This is a genomic window from Pseudarthrobacter sp. IC2-21 (genome assembly GCF_034048115.1).
Classification (GTDB): Bacteria; Actinomycetota; Actinomycetes; order Actinomycetales; family Micrococcaceae; genus Arthrobacter; species Arthrobacter naphthalenicus.
Map to the genome: position 1 here is coordinate 1,060,904 of NZ_CP139145.1, position 25,332 is coordinate 1,086,235.

The following is a 25,332-nucleotide window of genomic DNA, read 5'->3' on the forward strand; positions in this document are numbered from 1 at the left end:
GTCCTTCCCGTGACCTGTCGGCCGACCTGACTCATTTTCGAAGTGCAGCCCGGCAGGCCGTCATGTCCTGATAGGAGTCTGGCGAGTCCCCGATAGTGAACTGACTGGCGCCCGCCGAGTTGCGCACCCGACAACGAAGAAGGGCGCAGTTTCCAGGCGCATAACACGTTGGTGGCGTTCAGGCCCGATGGAGGTCGACCGACTTACTACCGAAAGATCCACCTATTCGACGCGCAAGCGTTGGGGAGCCGGCGTTCTTCAATCCAGGCCCGTCCACCGCCCCGGTGGTGTTCGAGTACGGGGCAGGGCGGTTCGGCCTGATGATGTGCTACAGTCTACGGTTCCCGGAGCTGGCCCAATGCGCGGCCATATAGGGTCAGGTCCTCATAGCTATTTGCGAGCTCGATGCTGTAGCTCGGTCCCCTTTTGCGCGGATGGGGGCGTCAAGGACTGTGCGTTGGTCTGCGTCGTGGAGACCATGATCTCTGACAGGAGTTCTCCATAGCCTCGAACTGCACCGTCGGGAAATGACTCCTCGCGGGACGCACTCCACTTCAGGGCACGAATACACAGTTCGCTGTTTGATGGGCTCAGCTGAACTTTTACTAAAGGAGCATCCGGTCCGATAACCCGGGCGGCATCATCAATAATGAAAGCCAATCTAAAATAAGGCGACTTGCTGTTCCTTCGCCATTTTAATAACACATTCGTGTGATAGTTCGCATAGATGTTCGCGGCGGTTCGTGCCACGTCCAATTCGCGGACGCTATCAAATGTGATGGAGCGTCCATTTTTTGTAGGCGCAATATGCATGGCGTCTCCTGCTCGCGAGTGCTATTAAGTCTAGACGCAGTTGGGAGAACTGGGGTTGACTTACGTGCATGTAGTTTGTGCGATCAAGCGGGCTGTACAATGCACACGATAGTACAACACCGTCCCGGGGAGGACCATTGAGCACTACTGTGTCGACCGGTCACAACGCTGCTGCTAACGACAGGATGCAGGTGACGAGACGGTCTCTCGAGGACGTACGGGTTAAACTCTGCAACCACGCGGGGGCAAGGAAGCCCTTTGCTGCTGGTGGCTGGAGCGGAAAAGGGGACGCGGACGAGGAGTTGGTACGGCTCAGGGCAGACCTAGGGTCAGTTTTTCCGTTCATACACGCGCGAAGAGAAATGATCTTTCCTGCCGGCATCGATGCCCATACCTGCCATTTTATTCTGGCGCGAGAGGGGGCACTGAACTCGGCTTGGAGCGAGGAAGCCTCGACTCTTTGTCCTCCATTTAGAAAGAATCAACTGCCCAGGTTGTACAGTCGCTCGCAGCGAGCGCACAGGCGTGCAAAGAGACCAGGCCACGCAACGGATCCCCTGCCCACCGTCCGAGCAGCCGAGAATCAGTTGGACTTGGTTCGGCACGATATTGAGGTCTCCTTTGGCATTAAGAGGCGAAGGGCCCGGAAGAAATACCTGCGATGTGCCGCTCGTGTCATTGACGCACATCTTATTCTCGCCTCGAGCGCTTCCGCCCCGGATAAAATCTTTCGTTGGTCCGTCGCTCTATCCACAGGTCTCCTGAGATGATTTTTGGGCGACCCAGGTGACCGACCCGAATAATCTGGGACCACTCGTGGCGTGGCTGGGACTTGGGATCTCTGTCTTCAACACCGGTTGGCTGATATTCAATCGCATTGCTGACCAGCGCGTCGCTGCAACGGAGGCCAGAAAATCAGTCAAAACGGAATTGTGTCAGGAAGGGCTAATCGTTCGAAATCAAGGCAAGACCGCAATCTCGGACCTGGCGTTGATTACTCGTGCACGAACGTCTACGAACCTAAAGCACGCTCATCTGGCGGGCGAAGAAGAGTATTTGTTTAGTATCGTTTGGGCAGATCTCGACAATGACGCCAGGCCGGTCATTTTGCAATATGAGGACAACCGAGGTCGAGTTTGGCGCCTACGGTCAGGTCAAGGGCCCGTAAGGCTTCGCTATAGCGGCAACCGAATGGGCCGATGGTGGTCGAGTTCTCGCCTCAACTTGTGGAAATGACACAACCGCCGAATGTTCCGCGCTATTGTTGGCGCTCGGCGACCGGCGTACTCAACCCTAGCTCTGCCCTGGACTGAGTCTCCGTGTGGGTGACAAAGAAGCGGCTGCGTCGCGTCATTCCCCGTTGTATGCCGCGAAACCCAATACCCTGGCGCAGTGGATAATTTCTTTTGGGACGAGGCCATCAACAATCTGCCTGAGGGATTGTACGAACTTTTAAGCACAGATGCACTCGGCCACCGCCTCACGCAGTCGAAATCACAACCCATCTTCGCCAATATTGAAGACAAGGATGCTCCGGACATCCTTTCCCGTCACGTCGCCGAGGCTGTCCGCCGGGCCCTAATTGCAGCCAAACCAGCGGAGAGGGTAGCGCTGGCAAATCGACTTCTTCGGGAGTTGAATGCTGTTGACATGCTGACTGAAGGTCCCATGCAACTCCTTTCCCTCCACCACCCCGACGCACTTAAGCGCCGACGACTCCGCCGACCCACCACCAGGCTCAGTGACTCAGCGCTGCTGACCAACAGCAAGGACGAGCCCAATCTCGCCGCGGAGCTCCGGGCCGAGATCGAGTCCGCCGACACCGTCGACCTGCTCTGCGCCTTCGTTCGCTGGACGGGCCTTCGCCTGCTCGAGCCAGCACTCGAGCAGCTCAAGGAGCGGGGAGCCCGGCTGAGAGTCCTCACCACTACGTACATGGGCGCCACGGAACGCCGCGCCATCGACGAGCTCGTCACCCGGTACGGCGCAGAAGTGAAGATCAACTACGAAACCCAAGCCACCCGGCTGCACGCCAAAGCCTGGCTCTTCCGCCGGAATTCCGGCTTCGACACCGCCTATGTCGGCAGCTCCAACCTCAGCCAGGCAGCCCTCCTGGATGGCCTTGAATGGAACGTCCGGCTCAGCTCGGTCGGCACACCAACACTGCTGCAGAAGTTCGAGGTCACGTTCGATAGCTACTGGGAGCAGCGCGCCTTCCAAAGCTACGATCCGGAACGTGACGGCGAGAAGCTCGATGCTGCTCTGGAACGCAACGGCGGCCGGCGCACCGCAGCGCCGGACGCAGCCACCGGGCTCGAAGTCCAGCCGTACCTCCACCAGGAGGAGATGCTGGAGGAGCTGGAGGCCGAGCGGCTCAAAGGCTTCAACAAAAACCTCCTGGTCGCCGCCACGGGCACCGGCAAGACAGTCATCGCCGCCCTGGACTATAAGCGACTCTGCGAAGCGGCTGGCCGCGATCTGAAGATGCTTTTCGTCGCCCATCGGCAGGAAATCCTGAAGCAAGCCATGCGCACCTACCGGGATGTCATGCAGGACGGAGCCTTCGGCGAACTTTACGTGGGGGACCACAAGCCGAAAGAGTGGAAGCATATCTTCGCTTCCGTCCAGTCGTTGTCATCGCTCGGCATCGAACAGCTGGAGCCGGACTTTTTCGACGTCGTCGTTATCGATGAATTCCACCACGCCATGGCGCCCACGTACCGGCGTCTCCTGGATCACCTGCAGCCGCAGCAGCTTCTCGGACTGACGGCGACGCCGGAACGTGGTGACGGCGTCGACGTCGCGAAGCAGTTCTTCGATGGCCGCACCGCCAGCGAACTGCGGCTCTGGGACGCGCTGGATGCTGACCTTCTGGTGCCGTTCCACTACTTTGGTGTGTCTGACGACGTTGACTTGAGCCAGTTGGAGTGGAAGCGCGGCAATTACGATGCCGCGCAGCTCAGCAATCTGTACACCGGCAACGATGCCCGCGCCGCCAAGGTGATCCGCGAACTCCGTGACAAGGTCACCAGCACGGAACAGATGCGGGCCATCGGCTTCTGCGTGTCGGTCCAGCACGCCCACTACATGGCCGAGGTGTTCAACCGCGCCGGCATAGCGTCCGTTGCCGTAGACGGCAGCACCAACGACGCAGACAGGGCAGCCGCGCTGGAACGCCTCCGACGAAGGGAAATCAACTGTATCTTCGCCGTCGACCTCTTCAATGAAGGGCTGGACCTGCCGCAGGTGGACACCATCTTGCTGCTGCGGCCCACACAGAGTGCCACGATTTTCCTCCAACAGTTGGGACGGGGGCTGCGCCGTGCCGAGGGCAAGGCAGTGCTGACAGTCATGGACTTCATCGGCCAGCAACGGCGGGAGTTCCGCTTTGATCTGCGCTACCGGGCGCTGACCGGGTACGGGCGCAAGGAGTTGGAGAAAGCCGTCGAGGACGAATTCCCCTACCTGCCGTCGGGCTCCCAGATTGTGCTTGACCGTGTGGCGCAGCAGGTGGTTCTTGACAACATTAAGGCCCAACTGCGGTTCAACCGGGCGCAGTTGGTCCGGGACATCGCTTCGTATGCGGAGACCGAGCTGGAGGCCTACCTCGATCAGTCCGGGAACGATGTGAAGTTGATCTACCGGTCGACGAGGGATTCGTGGACTGGGTATCTTCGGCAAGCTGGGCTCATTGAAGGGTTATCTCCCTTGGAGACGGTGCTTCGCGGGAAAATCGGGGACCTGACGGATGCCGAGGAGAAGAAGTTACTGGGCCGGATGGCTGCGCTGATCCACGTGGATGACCCGGAACGCGCCGAGGCGTACTCGATGCTGGTCGGCCCCGATGCGCCCCGCTATGCGGAGCTGGGAATGCGTGAGCAGACTTTCGCCCGGATGTTGTTCTACACGCTGTGGGATGACGGTGGTGGTTTCCAGACGTACGACGACGGACTGGACTACCTGCGCGGCTACCAGTTTGTGTGCAGTGAGATCCGCCAGATCGTGAAGCTTGGGGTGGCCGCTTCCAAGCACGCTGCGAAAGGCCTCGGAGCGGGGCTGCAGCACGTGCCGCTTCTCTCGCATGCGACCTACCGGCGCGAAGAGGTCCTGGCGGCGCTGCAGTACGGGTCCCTGGAGCTCGGCAAAAATGTGCAGCACAGGGAGGGTGTGGCCTGGTGTTCAGCTACGTCTACCGACGCCTTCTTTGTCACGCTCAACAAGGATGACAAGAAGCATTCAGCAACCACGATGTACAAGGACTACGCCATCAGCCCGGAGCTGTTCCACTGGGAATCACAGAACGCCACTTCGCCCGGCAGCACGACGGGTAAGCGGTACCTGGACCGGGCATCGCACGGCTCCAAGGTTCTGATGTTCACCAGGGACACGGCGGAGGACGAGACCGGGCTGACCGTCCCTTACACCTGCCTTGGGCAGGTGGACTACGTGCAGCATGCGGGTGAGAAGCCGGTCGCCATCACGTGGAAGCTGCACCGGCCGATGCCAGCGGACGTCTACGCGACAGCTGCTGCCGTGGCGCAGTAGTCGATGCGGCCCCGTAGACCGGTCCGGAAAGTTGGTATCAGTCTCCGTCGTGCACGCCCGCGCGCGACGGAGACCGATTACCGTCGCGCTCTGGTCCCGTTGTTATGGCTTTGACGATGAAACTCGAAATTTTCCTTGGTTGCCTCTGAAAATGCCAGACAGCGGGAACCCCCAAGCTTGTCCAGCACGCTCAGCAACTCGGGGTCATCCCAAGGAGTAGTCCGCACCAGGCCGCCGTCGTCGACAGTGAGATACCCGCGTTCGAACAGTGCATCACACCCCAGGGAACAGGCGAGCATGGCCGCCGCTGCAAAATCGAGACGATCTCGGTGGCTCGATTGCGAACGAAGCTTGATGTGCGCTGCGATCAGCAGGTTCTTGGGAAGAAACCGCCCGCAAATAGCGCATTGATTGCCATAGCGGGCCAGCAGGGCTTCCCTAAGGTAGCGCTGTTCCGCGCGTCGGAACATCGCCCCAGCGATGTCAGTGGTCTCAATGTCAAGCTGCTGGCCGGTGTCTGACTCACCCATTAATCGAGTTTGTGCGAGGGACTGCATCCCTAGAGATCCGGCACTGAGATAGTTCGTCAGGGGCTCGCCTACCTCAGGCGGGATCGCGGCTACGTAGACCCTGCCAGGATTCCCAGTCCGGTTCATGGGGCCAACACCCGGCGGAAAGACCGTCTTGAGGACGTCCAGACGCACTTCCATATCGACGACGCAGGGCTGAACAAGTACCAGCGTGCCATGAGGATATCCGTCGTACCCTGGCGGACGATCCGATTCCACTCCCGCTGCTACGACCAAGGAAATCGCCTTGAACTGCTGAGCGGCGTAATGAAAGACCACGTCACCAGGCATCATGCGGTGCAACGCCTGCCAGTCATCGTGTCCGGGCCGCCCGTCGACGCGGAAGTGTGGAGCCCAAAGCGAGCCCTGTTGAATGACGGTCGAGTAGTTTTCTCCCTGGCTGGCCCACCAATAGTTCCGGGTGACGTGAGCCGAAGAGTCCGCGCCCGCAGCGTCAGGGGTGTCTTGGCCACTTCTGTCCCCGTTTTTCAGACGGTCGGTATCGATCCAAGGTATGTCACAACCATCGAGGATCCGGGTCGTGGCCACCCCGCCTGATGAACTATCCGACGTAAGGGCCAGCGGCGGTGTCAGATGCGCTGCTACGGCAGCCGACAAGGCCTTGCTGTCGAAATGGTGCCCCGCAGTGACTGCGACGAACTTCTTCGCGGAGCCGAAGCCGTACTTTCGCCGCAGCCCGCTCCGACCCAGGCTGACCGCCTCATCGATGGCTCTCGACTTAGCCGTTCGGAGTTCCGACTCCGAGTATCGTTCGAAGAATGTTGCCACGGTCCCCTCATTTCTGTTTCAGTGGCCTGCAACAGAGACAGCACTCCAGGTCCGTTCATTAGATTAGCCGTGAGACTCGAAATCCTCTGTGCCCCTGACAGCCGGTCTCCTCGCGGCCCTACACTTTGCGACTGCCAGAAGCAGCGCCAATCCTGAGGAGATCCATCGCTATGGGCGAGCGGCGTCCAGGTCTGCCCGCTCATACAACGACTGACTCGGCGACGGCGGCCAGACAGTCACCGGAGCGCCAAAGTTAAGCTCCTCCGTCGGTTTGGGTCTCTAGAGCATGGGCGAGATCTTGATGGCTAGGCGTTGGACGCATTTATCTGCGCCCGACAAACAACAAGTGTGCTTCTCATAGGCCAGTATTGCTCGCTTTGCACTTGTAGATGATTAGATGTCTCTTGACCCTCGGGTCGCTGCTGCCTATGCGCTATCCGGCAGCTTTGGGGACAGAAGAAAGCAAGGAACAGTGTCAGCTCCAGTTACAGAGAAGATCGAGCTCAACGTCGCGCCCGGTTCAGTTGTTCACGTTCGAGACGAAGAATGGCTGGTTACTGGAGCTGAGGAAACCGGCGACGGCCTCCTCATCAGGGTCCGCGGACTCAGCGAGCTGGTGCGGGACACCACCGCCGCTTTCTACCAGAGCATCGACGACATCGAAGTGGTCGACCCCGCCCAAGCCATCCCGGTGGCTGACGCCAGCCCCAACTACCGCCGCGCCCGCCTGTGGCTCGAGTCCACACTACGCAAGACGCCCATCCCGCAGGACCACGAGGGGCTCACCGTCTCCACCCGCATGCTCGCGGACAAACTCGAATACCAGCGCATCGCCGTCGCCCGTGCCCTGGACCCGCAGAACGTCCGCCCAAGAATCCTCATCGCGGACGCGGTCGGGCTCGGCAAGACACTTGAAATCGGCATGATCCTGAGTGAGCTCGCCCGGCGCGGACGGGCGGAACGCGTCTTGGTGGTCACGCCCCGGCATGTCCTCGAGCAGATGCAGCACGAGCTCTGGTGCCGCTTCGCCCTCCCGTTCGTCCGCCTGGACTCGGCAGGCATCCAGAAGGTCCGCCAGACCCTCCCGGCTACGCGAAACCCCTTCACCTACTTCAAGCGCGCCATCATCTCGATAGACACTCTGAAGTCCTCACGCTACAAAGCGCACCTGCAGAAGATCCGCTGGGACGCCGTCGTCATCGACGAATCCCATAACCTCACCAACGCTGGAACCCTTAACAACGAGCTCGCGAGGATCCTCGCCCCCAATACCGAGGCCCTCATCCTGGCGTCGGCAACCCCTCACAACGGCAAACAGGAATCGTTTGCCGAGCTGATCCGTCTCCTCGACCCCACCGCCATCCGCCCGGACGGAACATTCGACGGAAACGACATCCAGCGCCTGATCATCCGGCGTCACCGTCACAGTCCCGAGGTGGCCGCCGAGGTGGGCGCCAACTGGATGGAACGTCTCGAACCGGACAATCGTCTGATCGCGGCAAGTCCTGCCGAGAACGCCGTCGCCCAGGAAATCGCAGATAGCTGGCTCTACCCCCAAGTCGGTTCCAGCCCCTACTCCGGTGCGAACAGCTCCCTCTTTCCGTGGACCCTCGCCAAAGCCTTCCTCTCAAGCCCTGCGGCGCTTCACGAAACAGTCAAGGAGCGCCTCCGCAAGGTCGGGGACCCGAAGCTGCCAGCGGAGCACCGGGAGCATGAAGCCCTTGAACACCTCAGGGCCCTCACCGAGGAGTCGCTCAAGAAGCCTTCCGCCAAGTACCAGGAGCTCGCCCAGTACCTGAAGGGAATCGGCGTCGGTCCCAAGTCGGGCATGCGCGCTGTCGTTTTTGCTGAGCGGGTCCCCACTCTCATGTGGCTCGAGCGTCACCTGCCAAAGGACCTCGGCCTCAAACCGGAGAATATCCGCATCCTGCACGGCGGCCTCAGCGACGTCGATCAGCAGGAGATCGTCGAAAGCTTTAAGCAGGAGTCCTCACCCATCCGTGTGCTGGTCACAGGCGATGTCGCTTCCGAAGGCGTGAACCTTCACAGCCAGTGCCATCACCTCATTCACTTCGACATCCCGTGGTCACTTATCCGCATCGAACAGCGGAACGGCCGTATCGACCGGTACGGCCAGAAGAAGAACCCCCAGATCACCACGCTCCTCCTGCACCCGGACCACGAGAAGTTCGCCGGAGATCTCAAGGTCATCACCCGCCTCATGGAGCGTGAGCACGAAGCACACGGCGCCCTGAACGACGTCGGATCCCTCATGGGCCAGCACAGTGTGAAGGCTGAGCAGGAAGCGATTCTGGAAGTGCTCGCCGGCAGGAAATCCGTGGACGAGGTGGTGCGCAGCGTCGAGGACGTCCTCGACCCGGCCCACACTGACGATGGCGCCTTCGGCGATTTCGACAGCTTCTTCGAGCAGCTCACCGCGGACGACGGCGGCGGCACGCCTCGGGTGCCGACGGACGCCGGCGTGGGGCTCTATTCGAGCGAGCTGGACTACCTCGACGACGCCCTCCACGAAGCATTCGGCAATCCCGAGGAGCCGCCTGCCAACGGCGCCGGGGGCGGGGTGAACTGGAAGGTCCATGCCCAACACCAGATCGCAGAACTCGAACCGCCCCGCGACCTCCAGCAGCGGCTCGCGCACCTGCCCCAGGGCTATCTCAACGACCGCAAGATCACCGAAAAGCTCAAGCTGGCCACAACCCTGGACAAGGGCCAGAACGAGCTCGACGCCGCCAAGAAGGCCATCCCCGCGAAGGGAGAGAAGGCCACGACGTGGCCCGAGGCCCACTTCCTCGGCCCGCTACACCCCGTCCTCGAATGGGCCAGCGACCGCGCCCTCGCGTCGATGGCCGGCAACGAGGTTCCCGTGGTCCGCGCCGACGTCGAGGAACCGAGCGTCCTCCTCATGGGCACACTGATGAACCGCCGCGGACAAGTCATCTCCCAGGCGTTCTTCGCGACTCAGGGCGGCGAGCTGTGCATCCCCGAGCAGATCGGAAGCCTCGCCGAGTACCTCCGGGAGATCGGCCTCACCGACAAGTCGATCAACACAGGGCCCGTCGCTGACGCCGCGTCGTACCGTCCGTACATCTCCCGTGCCGTTCAAAACACCACCGGCTCGCTCGATATCACGTTCGAGGCCGCCGCCCAGGCAGCCGACTATCGGCTCGATGAATGGCACGACCGAGCGGACGCGTGGAGCGAAATCCACGGACAGGCACAGCTCCCCGGCATGAGTACGCGGCGCCTCAAGGAAAACAAAGCACGCGTTGAGCAGGAACAGGAGATCGTCTCCTCCCTTGCCCCGGACCGCCGTCTGGTGCGGCCGCTGCTTGTCGTCGTGCCCCTCAACACCCCTGCGGAAGGAGAGCACTGAGATGCCCTCGTTCGATTCGTTTGTCGTCGGCGAGGACTTCGTCAGCGAGCACTTCTTCACCACGGACACCACCAAAGCAGGCGAGTCCTTCCAGTCCGAGGTCCTCAAGCTCCGCAAGCAATGGGACGATACGTCCAAAGAGGGATACGAGTCTCCGCTCGACCGCTTCCGGAAGGCACGCGGCCATCTGCAGATAGACCTCGGGACCCTCGCCGAGGATCCTGACAACGCCGCACGCATCTACCGGGACCTTCGCCAGTCGCTCGGTTTCCACGGCCCAAGCACCATCTTCAAGGCCGAGCGCAGCGGTGCCGAGCTCCTGGCCCACAACGTCTGGTCCACCCCCAACAACGACGTCCTCTTCGTTGAAGCCCAGCCTGCCGACTCCCTGGAGGACGCCCTCGCCAAGGACCGCGGCGACCTCATCCAGAAGCCTCTTGTGGACGACAAGGAAGCGAACTACTCGGCCAGCAAGCTCATCTCCGAGCTCTACCAGACCGACGAGGCCCCGCAGTTCATCGTCCTAATGGCCGGCCGCTGGCTCATCCTGACCGAGCGCGAGCGGTGGCCCGAGGGCCGGTACCTCGCCGCAGATGCGTTGCTCGCCGTCGAACGCAATGACACTAAGCGCGGAGGCGAGCTGGACCGCTTCCTCGCCGTCTTTGGGCGCGACTCACTCCACCCGGACGCGAGCGAGCAGATCTGGTGGAACGGCGTCATCGAGTCCTCCGTCAAGCACACGGTGGGCGTCTCGAAGGACCTCCGCGAGGGCATCCGGCTCTCCATCGAGATCATTGCCAACGACGTCCTCACCCGCCGCACCGCAGCCGGGATGCCGAACGACGACGTCGACGGCCAGTCGCTCGCGCGCCAGTCGCTGCGCTTCCTCTACCGGATCCTGTTCCTCCTCTACGCCGAGGCCTCGCCGGAGATGGGAGTCATCCCGGTCGGCGACGAGCAGTACGACCAGGGCTACGGCCTGGACCGCATCCGCGAGCTCGTCCTTAACCCGATCACCTCGGAAAAGGCCAAGCGTGGCACCCATCTGTACGACTCCCTCAACCTTCTCTTCACCCTGGTGAACACGGGCCACCGGCCCAAGGAAGCGGACGACGCGCTCACCTTCGAAAACCTCGAAGCTGACCTCTTTTCGCCGTCCCGCACGGCGGACATCGACGGGGTCAAGCTCGGCAACACACCGCTCCAGAAGGTCCTCGAGCACCTCCTGCTGAGTAAGGAGGCTCGCGGCAAGGACCGCGGCTTCATCTCCTATGCCGAACTCGGCGTCAACCAACTTGGCGCGGTGTATGAAGGCCTCATGTCCTACACGGGCTTCATCGCGCAGGAGGACCTCCACGAGGTCGCCAAGGACGGCGACTCGTCCAAAGGGTCGTGGGTTGTTCCGGTTACTCGCTCCGCGGAGATCGATGCCAAGCATTTCGTCATGACGCAGGACGAGATTACGGGACAGCCCAAGCCCGTCCTGCACCAGAAAGGCACCTTCGTCTTCCGGCTTGCCGGCCGCGAACGCCAGCAGTCGGCCTCGTACTACACGCCCGAGGTGCTGACCAAGTTTGTCGTCTCCCAAGCGCTCGAAGAACTGCTCGACCAGGACGGCACGACGACGCCCGCGGACGACATCCTCACGCTCACCGTCTGCGAGCCCGCCCTCGGGTCGGGCGCGTTCGCCATCGAAGCTGTGCGCCAGCTCGCTGCAGAGTACCTCGAACGGAAGCAGAAAGAGCTCGACGTCCGCATCCCCGCCGACGAGTACCCCATCGAGCTGCAGAAGGTGAAGGCGCAGATCGCCCTGCACCAGGTGCACGGCGTGGACCTCAACGCGACGGCGGTGGAGCTCGCCGAGGTGTCCCTGTGGCTGGACACCATGGTGGCGGGCCTGCAGGCGCCTTGGTTCGGCCTCCGGCTCCGCCGCGGCAACTCGCTCATTGGGGCCCGCCGCGCGACATACTCTGCGGCGCAGGTAAGAGACAAATCCTGGCTCACCTCGACGCCGCAGGACGCCCCCCTCAGCGGGCTGGCCGCCGGACTGAAAACGGACGACGACGATCCCGCCGTGGTCGGGCGGGTCCACCACTTCCTCCTCCCGGCCCAAGGGTGGGGCGCAGCTTCGGACGCCAAAGAGGTCAAGGACCTCGCCGGCGACGCGCAAAAAGCCCTCGGCGCGTGGCGCAAGTCCCTGCGCGTGAAACCAACGAAGCAGCAGGTCGACCGCCTGCTCAACCTGTCGCGACGGGTCGAGTCCCTGTGGAAGCTCACGCTGCGCCGCTTTGAGATCGCAGACCAGGAGGCCCTCCGGGAGATCGCCTACTTCGGCAAACCGCCGGTGCCTCAGCCTGGCGAAAACACGCGAGCGGTGACCCGAGGCGAAATCGAAGCGGCACTCAACGACCCAAACGGCGCCTACCAGCGACTCCGTCGCGTGATGGATGCCTGGAACGCGTTATGGTTCTGGCCGCTGACCGAGAAAGCCACGAAGGGAGCCGTCCCGCCTAGTGTTGACCAGTGGCTCGAGGTGCTGGAAGCACTCCTTGGAAGGACCGGCAAGGAGTCCCGCATGACGGGCCAGCGGGCCTTGAGCACGGGCGCAAACTGGGATGAGCTGAACGACGCCGAACACGCCGACCTCCAGCTCGCACTGGCGGGTGACGTAAAGAGTCTGCTCGCGGAGCATCCCTGGTTGTCTGTATGCGGTCGCGTGGCTCGGGACCAAGGCTTCTTCCACTGGGAGCTGGACTACGCCTCCGTTTTCGGGCGCGGAGGATTTGACATGCAGGTGGGAAACCCACCGTGGGTCAGGCCGCGTTCTGATGAGGCCGCGCTCCTTGCAGAAGGTGATCCATGGTGGCAGCTCGTCGAGAAGCCCACGCAGTCTCAGATTCGTTCGAAGCGCGAGGCAACGCTGGCCCTCGATGGAATGCGCGAGTACTTCGTCGATACGGCGGTTGTCACCCCTCAGGTGGCTGGGTTCGTCGGTGATTCGACCGTGTATCCGCTTTTGGCGGGACTTCAGCCTGATCTTTATCGTGTCTTCATGGAACGTGTGTGGAAGTCAGCTTCACGCCGCGGAGCAGCGGCGCTGCTCCACCCCGAGTCGCATTTCACGGAGAAGAAGGCGGCTATGCTCCGGGCGGAGACGTATCGGCGGCTGCGGCGCCACTGGCAGTTCATTAACGAGCTGTCTCTGTTCGAGATCCACCATCTGGTCTCGTATGGGGTTCATGTCTACGGTCCCCGTCGAGATAGCCCACGGTTCAAGATGGCCGCCTCCCTGTACCATCCGGACACTGTTATGCGATCGCTCGCCCACAGTGGCGAAGGACCAGTGCCTGGGCTGAAGGACGACGAGGGAAATTGGGACCTCCGGCCCCATCCAGAACGGATCATCGATGTCGACGAATCGGTCCTCACGGTGTGGGCGGACATCCTCGACGAGCCCGGGACGCCACCCCTTCAAGCCCGTATGGTCTACCCCGTGAACCGAGCCAGCTCCCGGGTTCTCGAAAAGCTGAGCAAGGCCCCGCGGGTTCGCGAGCTGGGCCTCCATTATTCGAGTGGCTGGCACGAGACGGCCGACCGCAAGAAGGGCTACTTCGAGGTCGGATCTGCCGTACCCGAGTCTTGGAACGACGTGATCTTGCAGGGCCCTCACTTCACTGTGGCCAACCCGTTTGCGAAGCAGCCCAACCCGACGATGAAGAACAACCTCGACTGGACTGAAATCGATCTCGAAGCCCTCCCGGAAGACTTCATCCCCCGCACGAGCTACCAGCCCGACGGCGATCGGACTCGCTACAACTCGGACTACGGGTCATGGGTGGGGCGGGACGGCCAGGTTCCGCAACGTTCTCTATACCGTGCGGTTTGGCGTCGCATGGCAGCGACAACCGGATCCAGGACCCTGCACTCGAGTATTGTGCCGCCGGGGACAGCGGGCATCGACAACGTGTACCAAGCCGCCATCATCAACGACAACGCCGATGGCGATTGCGCGGAGAAGCTCGTTGTTCTTGTTGGCGTGATGTCGTCCGTCGTTGCGGATTACCTGATCAAGGTCGGTGGCGCGTCCAAGATCAACTACGAGAACATCGAAAACCTTCCGTCCATCAAGGCAGGAATAATCCGTCGAGAGATTCTTGACAGGACGCTGCGTCTCGTTGCTCTGACGGCCTCCTATGCTGATCTGGTTCGTTCGGTTTTGGGAATTGATTGGGTGGCCGCTTGGCCAGCGCGAAAAGATCTCGACAGAAGGCAGTGCCTCGTGGATATCGATGCTCTGACTGCTCTCGCCGTCGGGATGGATAGTGACGAGCTTGAGATCATTTACCGCACTCAGTTCCCCGTGCTTGCGGGATACGAGCGATCGGCCTTGTACGATCTAAACGGCCGAAAGGTCCCCGGCGACATGAACAAGCTGTACCGACAGCGCGGTGAGGACCTGACGCTCGACGAACGAACCTGGACGCATCCGCAGAGTGGCGTGGAGTATGTCTTCGAGTTCCCGTTCGTCTCGTGCGACCGTGAAGAGGATATGCGCAAGGCCTACTCCCACTTCGAAAAGCTCATGGCGGAGAAGAGCTGATGGCAGTCCTCCTGCCCACACATCAGGTCGAGGACCTCCAGGCTGGGCTGATCGACTACCTGTCCACAACGTTCGCCCTGACCGACCGGGATGCGCGCAACGGCCTGCAGGGATTCCTCGAGGATCCGCAGGACGGGATATTCAAAGGGCCGTTCGTGCGGCTCAGGCTGCCGTTCGAACCTGCTGCCGACGGGTGGCGGGATAGCCTCAACTGGTACGAGGGATTCGCCCCGTACGGCCATCAGGCGCTGGCCTTTCAGAGACTGACGTCAAAGCCAGAAGTTTCGGCAGGCTCAACCACGGTAGACAGCGTCTTCCGGCGACCGGAACCGACCCTGGTCACCACCGGCACGGGGTCCGGCAAGACCGAGTCCTTTCTCTACCCGATAATCGACCACGTGCTCCGGGCCAAGGCCGCTGGCATCACCGGAATGAAGGCGCTCATCCTTTACCCGATGAACGCCCTCGCCAACGACCAGGCACAGCGTCTCGCTACCCTGCTCGCTGAAGACCCTGAACTGAGCGGCATCACGGCAGGCATCTACACGGGACAGAAGGACGGCCAAAAGCACACCAAGGTTTCAGCGGCCGGGCTCATCAACACCCGTGAGATCTTCCGCAGCGAAGCACCCGACATCCTCCTGACCAACTACAAAATGCTGGACATGCTCCTGCTCCGCAGCGAGGACGCATCAATCTGGGAGCAGTCCGCCACCTCCCTGCAGTACGTGGTCCTCGATGAGTTCCACACCTACGACGGGGCTCAGGGGACCGACGTTGCCATGCTGCTGCGCCGCCTCGGCCTCGCCCTGAAGAGCCACTGGCCGGAGGACCTCAGCGCCATCCCGCACGGACCCAGCGAGGAGGATCGGGCTCGCCCGCTCGGTCGCATCACGCCGGTCGCCACGTCGGCGACGCTGGGCGCAAAGGGTGAGACCGAGCCCATGCTCCGCTTCTCCAAAACCGTCTTCGGCGAGACTTTCGCCGACGACGCGGTCGTCACCGAATCCCGCCTCAGTATTGATGCTTGGTGTGAGGCGTGGGAAGGGGATCCTGCTGCTGAGATCGCCCGCGTCGCGGAGGGCATCGAGGACGCTGGCAAGGCCATCGAGGCGGTTCTCGGCGTGGGAGCCGACGACCCCAACGCCGTCATCGTTGAACACGTCTCCCAACTCCTCTTCGGCGGACAGCCAGCGGATCTCCTCGACGCCATCCGCCGGCATCCGTTTACCCGTGCAGTACTCAAAGAGGCGAGCGACGCCGTCGTCCTCACCGTTCTGGCCGAGCGCGTCCTCGGCGGGTTCAACACCTCAGGCGGGCCCCGCCGGCGCGCGACGCTCGCAGCGCGCCACACCGAGTTCATGGCCCACTTCCTGGCCCTCCTCAGCCACGTCCGCGCGGTCCCCGTCCCCAACCGCGACGCCATCTCCGTGGAGACACACCTCTGGGTCCGTGAGCTCTCCCGCCTCGACAAGTCCGTGGACGGTGAGCACCACTACCGCTGGGGGGATGACGGCCCCCACACCGACAGGACCCTCTACCTCCCGGCGGTCTACTGTCGGCATTGCGGCCGCTCAGGGTGGGGCGCAGTCCTCGGCCCCACCGGAACGGACCTCGAGAACGACGACTCGAAGATCCGCCGCGAGCAGGCAACAGGTAACCCCCGTTTCCGTGCGCTAATCCACGCCCCTAACGAGGACGCCCTCCGAGCCGAAAAAGGCGAGATCGCAGACAGCCTTGTCTGGCTCGACACCTTCAATCGCGCCATCCTGCACGAGCCCCCCGCCGATGACACCGCCGAGGCGCACGAGGGCCGCATCGTCCCCGTCCTCATGCTTCGCGGTCAGGACGCCGACGACGACTCCAAGCGCGAGGTCTGTCCCGCCTGCCAGACCGGGGACGGCATCCGCTTCCTCGGCAGCGCCATCGCGACTATGCTCTCCGTGAGCATCTCCAACCTCTTCGGCGCCGACGGCCTCGACTCGGGCGAGAAGAAGGCCCTCGTCTTCACTGACAGTGTCCAGGACGCGGCCCACCGCGCCGGTTTCGTTCAGGCCCGTTCGCACATCCTCACCCTGCGTTCCGCGTTCCGCCGCGCGCTCGAGGTCGCTGCAGCGGATGGGGGAGTCGCCACCCTCAAGCAGCTGGTCGACATGGCGATCGCGGACGCCGCCACGCCTGTCCGCAAGTACCAGCTCATCGCCCCCGACTATGCCGACCGGCCGCAGTTCCGCGCCTTCTGGGACCCCGAGTCCAGCGCCAAGGAGAAGCGCGACGCGACACGCAACGCGGAGAAGCGCATCCTTTTCGACGCCTCACTCGAATTCGGCCTCCAGTCCCGCCTCGGCCGCACCCTCGAGCTCACCGGCAGCATTGTCGCGGAGACCGACGCCGGGTCGCCCCACGCCATGCTCGCGGCCGCCCGCGCCGCGCTCGAGGCGATGTCTGGCACCCTCGGCCTCGAGGACCAGCTCACCGATGACGGCGCGCTGCTCGCCTGGGTGCGCGGCGTCGTCGAACGCGTCCGCACCCAGGGCGGCATCCGGCACCAGTGGCTGAACGACTACATGGTCGAGGCGGGGGAGAAGGCCCAGCGCTGGAAGGTGTGGGGCGGCCGGCGCCGCAGCGAGGGGATGCCCGCCTTCCCTGCCGGCCGGTCCAAACCCGCCTTCCCGCGGCTCGGTGGCGGCGACTCCGGCTACATGGACCCGATAGCCCAGGCCCAGAGCTGGTACACACGCTGGACCGCGTTGTGCCTGAACATCCCCAAAGCAGACGCCACCTTCGTGGCCAAGGCTCTCTTCGGGCAGCTTGCCGGCCAGTGCGTGCTCGAGACCGTGCAGGCCAAGGACGGCGCCACGATCTTTGCGCTTCCCACCGACCGGATCCTCCTGCAGGCACCCACAGGCGAGGACCTCGGGACCGGCCGCCACTTCCTCGCATGCTCCGTGTGCCGTGCGGTCACACCAGGTTCAGCAACAGTAATCGAGCAGCTCGACGGTGCCCACTGTCTGTATGTCCGGTGCCCCGGGCGGCTGGCCCGGCAGCCGGAGGAGGAGAACTTCTACCTCAAGCTGTACGGAGCACGTGAGCCCAAGCGAGTGGTGGCCAAGGAGCACACCTCCCTGCTGCCCGACGAGGACCGGGTGCGGGTTGAGAACGAGTTCAAAGCCTCGGTACAAACGCCCCAGGCGCCCAATGTCCTGGTCGCGACGCCCACGCTGGAGATGGGCATCGACATCGGTGACCTTTCCTGCGTTATGCTCGCCTCCCTCCCCACCTCCGTCTCTTCCTACCTGCAGCGGGTGGGACGTGCCGGGCGTCTCACAGGGAACTCACTCGTCCTCGCCTACGCGCGTGGCCGTGGAGAGCACCTGCCCAAGCTCCATGACCCCTTGTCTGTGATCAACGGGCAAGTCCGCCCGCCTGCCACGTTTCTCGACGCCGAGGAGATCCTGCAAAGGCAGTACCTCGCCCACCTAGTGGACAGGTTCGCGCGCGACGCCGGCCGTCCCCATCCGCGCAAGGCCGCCGGCGCACTCGCCGGGGACGGACCGGGAACCTTCCTGGGCGACCTCATCGAGACAGCTCACTCCAACGCGGGCGAATATATCGATGAGTTCCTCGGGCAGTTCGGGGATCTTCTCGCTCCCGCCAGCGCCGTGAGGCTCCGGGAATGGGCTGCCCCCTGTGCTGACGGGTCGAGCGAGCTTGCCGAGCATGTCATCCGGGCAGCCAGGCTGTGGGCCGACGACTGCGACGAGCTGAAGGCCCGCATCGACGACATCGAGAAGGCAATGCCTGAGCTCTTGGTCATGGCTGAGTCCAACGCCGCCACGGACGAGGACAAACGTGCACCCAAATCCGCCGAGGCCACGCAGCGCATGCTGCGGAGGCAGCTCTTCGCCCTGCGCGACGAGTACTGGATCTCCGTACTCGAGAAGTACGGCCTGCTGCCGAACTACACGCTCCTCGACGACTCGGTGAACCTCGACATTGGCGTGACCTGGCAGGAAGTCGAAACCCAGGACTACGTCACCGAAACCATCTCGCTCCAGCGCGGGGCGGCCATCGCGATCAACGAGCTTGCCCCCGGGGCGACGTTCTACTCCCGTGGACTCGAGGTGAAGATCGACGCCGTGGACCTCGGCCCGCAGCAGAGCCACATCCAGCGCTGGCAGGCGTGCCCGGAGTGCGGGTGGATGCACACGGACCTGGACACTGCAGGTCCCGTCAAGGCATGCGGGCGGTGCCACCTCAGCGGAATCGCCGATGTCAGCCAGCAATTCGATGTTGTGGTCATGAAGAACGTCTCAGCGGAGGTGCGCCGCGACGAGGTGGCCATCGGCGACCGCAGCGACCAGCGCGTCAAAGAACGCTTCAACACGATGCTTGCCGCCGACATCGATCCCGAGCATGTCACCCAGGAATGGTTCCTCGAGGACTTCGAATTCGGCGCCAAGTACGCGAACCGGGTACAGCTACGGTGGCTCAACCTGGGACGTTCCTCTGCCAACGCCGCGCCGCGGATTATCGCCGGCAACGAGTCCAAGGCGCCGCTCTTCCGGGTCTGTTCCTACTGCGGCAAGCTCGACTCCGCCGGGCGTGCGAACAACCCCGATGAACACCGCTTCTGGTGCAAATACCGCAAGTCCAGTGACGAACACGTGGCGGAGGTGGCCCTCGCACGTGTCCTCGCGACCCAGGGGGTTGCTCTCCGCCTCCCGGCCGGCCGCGTTATGGGCGATGATTTCGCCCTCCCCAGCCTGACCGCGGCGTTACTCCTTGGGCTCCGCGAAGTGATTGGCGGATCCCCCGACCACATCGCCGCCGTGCCGATCAACGAACCTGCCGACGGCGGCACCGCCGTCTCCTTGCTCCTGCACGACAAAGTCCCCGGCGGCACTGGCTACCTCGCCGAGTTCGCCGAACCGGAGAAGGTATGGAACCTGCTGCGGGCGGCATGGGACGTGGTGCGGAACTGCGAATGCCGCGACGAGGAGCGCCTCGCCTGCCATCGCTGTCTCCTTCCTTTCGCGTCCCCTTGGCACGTCGACAAGGTGGCCCGCGTGACTGCGGAGCGTCTCCTGCGCAGCATCCTGGCCGGGCACGACGGCGTTCCGGACGACGGCGATCCCGCCTTCGACGGCTGGACCGTGACCAAGGTTCCTCCACCGGCGCCAGCCCTGGAATCACACCTCGAGGTCAAGTTCCGCAAGGCACTCGTGGACAGGCTTGCCGCCGTCGGCGCCAACGTCAAGGTCACCCCCGGGCTTCGCGCAGACAAGGTGGAGTTCCGCCTTCCGGGCGCCAAACACATCTGGTGGCTGGAACCACAAGTGGACATTCACGGCACTCGGCCTGACTTTGTCCTCTCAACGGCAGATCCGAACATCCCGAAGATCGCGATCTACACCGACGGCTACATTTTTCACGCGTCCCCTGAACACAACCGCGTGGCGGACGATGCGGCCAAACGGGAGGCTCTACGGGCCGTTGGTGTGGTTCCGTGGGCCATTACGTGGGAGGACATCGATGCCTTCTCCGGCGACGGATTGTCGATGCCACCGTGGTTCACGGACAAAGCGGCGAGCATCGTGCAGAACGGGACGACGCCGCTCCAGCCCGCTCTGCTTGCCGCCGTCAAGTCCGACGCTATGAGCCAGCTGTGGCAGTGGATCCGGGAGCCAAACAGGGACGCATGGGCGGACCTGTCGGATGCCATCCCCATGCTCATGCTGGGCAAGTGCACCCCGTTCAAGGGTTCCGTTGTGGGGCTTCCGGACTTCGTGCAGGCTACCCTGGATGATCCCCTTGCGGCGCCCGAGCTGGGAGTGGGGCGCGCGTGGATGTACGCGGACGGCCCTCTCCGGTGTGCCGCAAACCTGACGTCGCCGCTTATGCTGAGCGCCGACGTCGTGCTCGTCCTTGATGGACGGGACGATGCAGTGGCGCAACCCGGGTATAAGACTCAATGGCGCGAGTGGCTGCGTCTGAGCAACCTGCTCGGATTCAGGCGGACAGCCCCGGCCATCGGCGCGGTCAGTCTCGCGATGCCCTCGGTTCCGGTCCTTGTGGAACCGGGAGCCTTGGGTACGCACCTCCGGCCCGAGTGGCAGGATCTTCTGGACATCGCCACACACGCCGAGCGTGAACTGTTGGCAGTGCTGGCAGAAATTGAGGGGTTCCCCCTGCCCGAACTCGGGTACGAGCTCCAGGACGGGACGCCTCTGGACATCGCCTGGCCGGAGCACAAACTTGCTGTCGTTCTCCATGGAGCGGGCGAGTATGACGGCTGGACGTTGGTGCCGGGCGATGCGGAACAAATTGTGGAAGCACTGAAATTGAAGGAGAACGACTGATGGCATCGGTAACCCTGATGAAGGGGGCCAACAAGGTCGACGGATCGCTCAAGGGCAAGGTCCTGGACTTCCTCTATAAGCTTCAGGAAGACGACACTGCCCCCGGCCTCCACATCGAACCGATGAAAACCTACAAGGACTCCCGGGCGCGCACAGGCCGCGTTGACCAACAGTTCCGAGCCGTGTTGTTCAAGCTCAACGCCGGGACAGAACCGCATTACGTCTATGCGGGCACCTTCAACCACGACGAGGCAATCAAGAAGGCGCAGACAAGCATCCTGACCGTCAACCCGGTCAGCGGTATTGCTGAACTCATCAGCGCACCGGCAGAAGGATCAGCGACCCCGCCACCGGCCGCTGTTGTTCCCCCGGCAGCGACAGGTCCCGCCTATGAGAACGGCCTCCAAAAAGCTGGCTACACGCCGTCGTACCTCTTCGAGGAGCTGGGCATTCCCGAACGTACCGGCGCAGCTGCGATCGGTGCGGCTTCTGTGGAGGCGTTCGAACAGGTGGTCACTGACGAATCAGTCCCAGAATGGCAGGGGCTTGCCCTCATTGACCTGGAGGCTGGAAAGTCCCTCCCGGACGTCAAAGAAGGCCTGGGGATTGGCGACTATGTCGATGACCCCACGAAGTCCGAGGATGAAAAGCTTGCCGAGGCGCTTAAGCACCCTGCCTCAAAGCTCGAGTTCACCTACGCCAAGGGGTCCGAAGACCTCGAGTACGTCATTAACAACGAAAGCTTCCAGGACTGGCTGGTTTTCCTGCACCCGGCCCAACAGCAGTATGCCGTGAAGGACCGCAACGGAGCCTTCCGACTGTCCGGCGGGGCGGGCACGGGTAAAACGGTGGTGGCGATCCACCGCGCCAAGCACCTGGCGGAAGAGCGCCCGGAATCGCGCATCCTTCTGACCACCTTTACGAAGACGCTGGCCGATAGCCTTGCGCAAAACGTGGGGCGTCTGGATCCGGGGCTGAAGCAGAGCGACAAGTTTGGCGAAGCTCCGGTGACTGTTGCCGGCATCGACTCCATCGCCGCCCAGGTCTGGTCAAAGGCCACGCCTGAGGAACAGGCCGCGGCCTTTAGTACGGTGCTCGGGACTCCCGATGCGGCGGCGACGAGCAGGTCCAACGACAAGGAATGGGGTGAGGCCCTTGACCAAGTGGAGCACAAGCTCGAGCCCGCGCTCGCGAACCCGACATTCCTTAGCCAGGAGTACCTGTCCATCGTCCTTGCCAATTCTGTGACCGACAGGGACGGGTACCTGACCGTTCCGAGATCTGGTCGCGGCACGCCCTTGAGCCGAACTAAGCGCGTCGAGGTCTGGAAAGTCATGGAGGCATATCGGCGTATCTGCCGGAGCAAGGGAGCCGTGAGCTACCCTGAACTCGCGGCGCTGGCCGCTGCCGTCCTTCAGCATCGGGCCGCCGGCGGAGGGGACCGCCCCTTCGACCACGTCATCGTTGACGAAGCCCAGGACTTTCACGCTGGCCACTGGCTCCTGCTCCGCGCACTGGTGGCGCCGGGCGTCAACGACCTGTTCATTGCTGAGGACTCCCACCAGCGGATCTATGGGCAGAAGGTGCCCCTCAGCCGGTTCGGCATCCAGATTGTGGGGCGCTCGCGGCGTCTGACGCTCAACTACCGGACGACAGCGCAGAACCTCGCTTTCGCCGTCGGGCTCCTCTCAGGGATACCGTTCACTGACATTGAGGACACTGCGGAGGAATCCGCAAACTACCGGTCCGCCAGAAGCGGACCGCGCCCCCAGCTCGAAGGCAAGGAATCGCTCTCGAAGGAGCTCGATAACGCCGCCGACTGGATCAAGGCATGGACCACCGATCCGGACTTCGCGCCGGAAACCATCGGCGTACTGGTGCGCTCAGGCAAACAGGTGGACTTCGTCGTCAGCGGACTGCTTGAGCGTGGAGTCTCTGCCCAGAAAGTCTCCGGGGACAAAGAAGCCCACCCTGGCGAGCCGGTGGTCATGACAATGCACCGGGCAAAGGGCATGGAGTTTTCCAAAATCATCCTCTTCGGCGTAGGGGAGGCGAATATGCCCCTGCAATGGGCGCTCAAGGACCTCGGCGACGCCGAGAAATCTGATGCCCTGCTGCAGGAGCGGTCACTGTTGTATGTAGCCGCGACGCGGGCACGGGACGAACTGGTGGTTTCGTGGAGTGGGAAACCATCGGAGCTGTTGGGGGTGTGACCAGAGGCTCTGCCGGACGGTCTTCGAACGGCGGAGTCGGCATTTTCTCGGACCGGATGCCACTGCCGACTGGGCCGTCAGCTTTTGTTGGAGGTATAGGGCAGACGTTTTTCTCTGCTGCTTCGCAAGATATGCCGCACGACAGAGCCTCCTGACCAATAGGAGTTACGCGTTGTCCGGCTTATGTTCCTTTAACGCTTCCCATCGCGAATGCGTGCGATAGTCGTGGGGCTAACGCCGAACTCCCTTGCCAGACGCTCGAGTGTGCCATAGGGCCCTGGCACTTGTCCGCGAATTTCGCCGACCTGCATTTCGGTAAGTTTGGACTGTGGGTGATCAGACCCAGATTTCAAGCGTCCATGCATCCTTCGATCGGCTTGATTCTCCGTCGGGGTGGCCCAACGGAGGTTTTCCGGCAGGTTGTTGAAGGAGTTGCCGTCGTTATGCGCGGCCAGCATCCCGTCGGGCCGTGGGCCGTGGAACGCTTCACACACTAGCCAGTGGACCTGCCTGGTGTTCCTTGCGCCGCATTGAACGAAGTAATAGGAGCGCGTTTCCCCGCCGCCGCGCGTTTGCTTGAGAATTGTGCCTCGAGGTCCCCGAACACGCGCCAGCGAGCTGACCCAGTACCCGGGAAAACGAGTGGGACGCCACTCCTCTCCGGGAATGGCATCGGCGGGGTGCACGATGGACTTAGCAATTATGAGCTGTCTATCGCGAAAGCTTTGGGTTTTAGCCCTCTGCAGCGCTCGCGAGATCATCAATTTTGTGGGTTCAGGTGAGGGTTCCCGCCGGGTCTTTCCATTCTTTATATTTGTTATATGCGTCCTTGAGCATCCCACCTCTGCTGCGATACGTTCATGGGTCATTCCCTCGGCGAGCATTAACCGAATCCGAACGATGGTCTCCTCGGGGATTCTTGCCGCACCATGTCGTTCGCCGCCTATGTAGAAGCTACGACCCCTGGCAATCTTCTCCGCTGTATTCTCAGCACTGGTTCCGACTCGCAGATGGGTGATCTCAACGCAAGGTGGATTATCGCAGTTATGCAGGATGCACTGGTGACTTGTGAGCTCCTCGCCGGTGAAGATCATCCAAGCGGCACGGTGAGCTCCAATACGCCTTCCATTGAAGCTGAACTGCCCGTAACCGTCTGCTGTCCTGTACGCCGTCCATGTCAAACAACCGCCCGGCTCGCGCCGGGTTTTCTCCCAGAAGCGTTCTTCGACAGTCTTTGTAGCCTGTCTTGTGCCGATGCCCACTTTGACTCCTCACCGAGTTCGCATGATTCATCATCGCAGCGGCCTGTGACATCCCTGCCCGCGACGTCGCCCGTTACCAGAGTCAGTTCGGCGGCGCGGAGGAAGTCCTCGGCGCCGGGGTAGTAACGGGGGTGGGGCGACGAAGACCGTTCCGAAAGGAGCGGCGTCCCTTCCCCGGCACGGCGGAAGGCAGCGGCGGGAGGCAAGTGCCGCCATCGTCTTTCCATGCTTGGGGTGGTTCGGATCCACAAAGTCCTGGAAGCAGTCCGGGGGACAATGACGCCATGACCCACGAGCAGCACGCATCCGCCGCGCCGGAACTGTACCGCACTGCCCACCCGGGATTCGAGGCCGCCTATCAGGCCGCCCGGAAGAGTCTGGCTGAGGGCGGCATCCCCATCGGAGCGGCGCTCGCCCGGGACGGCGTGGTCATTGCCAGCGGGCACAACGAACGGGTCCAGAACGCCGATCCGATCGCCCACGGAGAAATGTCGGCGCTCCGCGCCGCCGGCCGGCAGAAGAGCTACCGGGACACCACGCTCTACACCACCCTCGCCCCGTGTGCCATGTGCGCCGGAACCATCGTGCAGTTCAAAATTCCCCGCGTGGTGGTGGGTGAAGCACGCGCCTTCGACGGCGAGCTGGAGCTCCTGCGGACACGCGGGGTTGAGGTGGTGGTGGTCCTGGATGATCAGCGTTCGGTCGACATGATGCGGACATTCCAGTCCGACAACCCTGACCTCTGGGCAGAGGACATCGCCGAGTAGGCCCCGCAGTACACTGGC

General features: G+C 62.7%; 9 protein-coding genes. 6 read left to right on the forward strand and 3 right to left on the reverse strand.

The features are described from left to right. Positions 1-390: 390 nt before the first annotated feature. A complete protein-coding gene (locus SBP01_RS04960; protein WP_320537689.1) occupies positions 391-813 on the reverse strand; it encodes a hypothetical protein in 423 nt (140 codons plus the stop codon). 1,428 nt (positions 814-2,241) lie between these two features. Between SBP01_RS04960 and SBP01_RS04965 the strand changes: the two genes are divergently transcribed. Further along, complete coding sequence (locus SBP01_RS04965; protein WP_320538286.1) at positions 2,242-5,358, forward strand: DUF3427 domain-containing protein; 3,117 nt, start codon at positions 2,242-2,244, stop codon at positions 5,356-5,358. Between the two features lie 77 nt (positions 5,359-5,435). On the opposite strand, the gene SBP01_RS04970 is transcribed toward SBP01_RS04965, so the two are convergent. After that, positions 5,436-6,716: a hypothetical protein gene (locus SBP01_RS04970; RefSeq protein ID WP_320537691.1), complete on the reverse strand. Its 1,281-nt coding sequence runs from the start codon at positions 6,714-6,716 to the stop codon at positions 5,436-5,438. 472 nt (positions 6,717-7,188) lie between these two features. Between SBP01_RS04970 and SBP01_RS04975 the strand changes: the two genes are divergently transcribed. The 4 genes from SBP01_RS04975 to SBP01_RS04990 are packed head-to-tail and all read left to right on the forward strand — an operon-like array spanning position 7,189 to position 23,285. Continuing rightward, positions 7,189-10,110 carry a helicase-related protein gene (locus SBP01_RS04975; protein ID WP_320537692.1) on the forward strand — a complete coding sequence of 974 codons (2,922 nt, stop codon included), beginning with the start codon at positions 7,189-7,191 and terminating at the stop codon, positions 10,108-10,110. 1 nt (position 10,111) lies between these two features. Continuing rightward, positions 10,112-14,710, forward strand: coding sequence for a DNA methyltransferase (locus tag SBP01_RS04980; RefSeq protein ID WP_320537693.1), 4,599 nt, complete (start codon positions 10,112-10,114; stop codon positions 14,708-14,710). Further along, positions 14,710-21,072 (forward strand): DEAD/DEAH box helicase, encoded by a 6,363-nt coding sequence (locus tag SBP01_RS04985; protein ID WP_320537694.1) that lies wholly within the window; start codon positions 14,710-14,712, stop codon positions 21,070-21,072. The genes SBP01_RS04980 and SBP01_RS04985 overlap by 1 nt, the downstream gene beginning before the upstream one ends. Further along, on the forward strand, positions 21,072-23,285 hold the full coding sequence (locus SBP01_RS04990; protein WP_320537696.1) for a 3'-5' exonuclease: 2,214 nt from the start codon (positions 21,072-21,074) through the stop codon (positions 23,283-23,285). Before SBP01_RS04985 ends, SBP01_RS04990 begins: the two co-directional genes overlap by 1 nt. Before the next feature lie 191 nt (positions 23,286-23,476). Here the strand turns inward: SBP01_RS04990 and SBP01_RS04995 are convergent, their stop codons facing one another. Continuing rightward, on the reverse strand, positions 23,477-24,547 hold the full coding sequence (locus tag SBP01_RS04995; protein ID WP_320537698.1) for an HNH endonuclease: 1,071 nt from the start codon (positions 24,545-24,547) through the stop codon (positions 23,477-23,479). 284 nt (positions 24,548-24,831) lie between these two features. Here SBP01_RS04995 and SBP01_RS05000 point away from each other — a divergent pair, with 284 nt between their 5' ends. Continuing rightward, positions 24,832-25,314, forward strand: a complete 483-nt coding sequence (locus SBP01_RS05000) for a nucleoside deaminase (RefSeq protein ID WP_320537699.1) — start codon at positions 24,832-24,834, stop codon at positions 25,312-25,314. Positions 25,315-25,332: the final 18 nt, after the last annotated feature.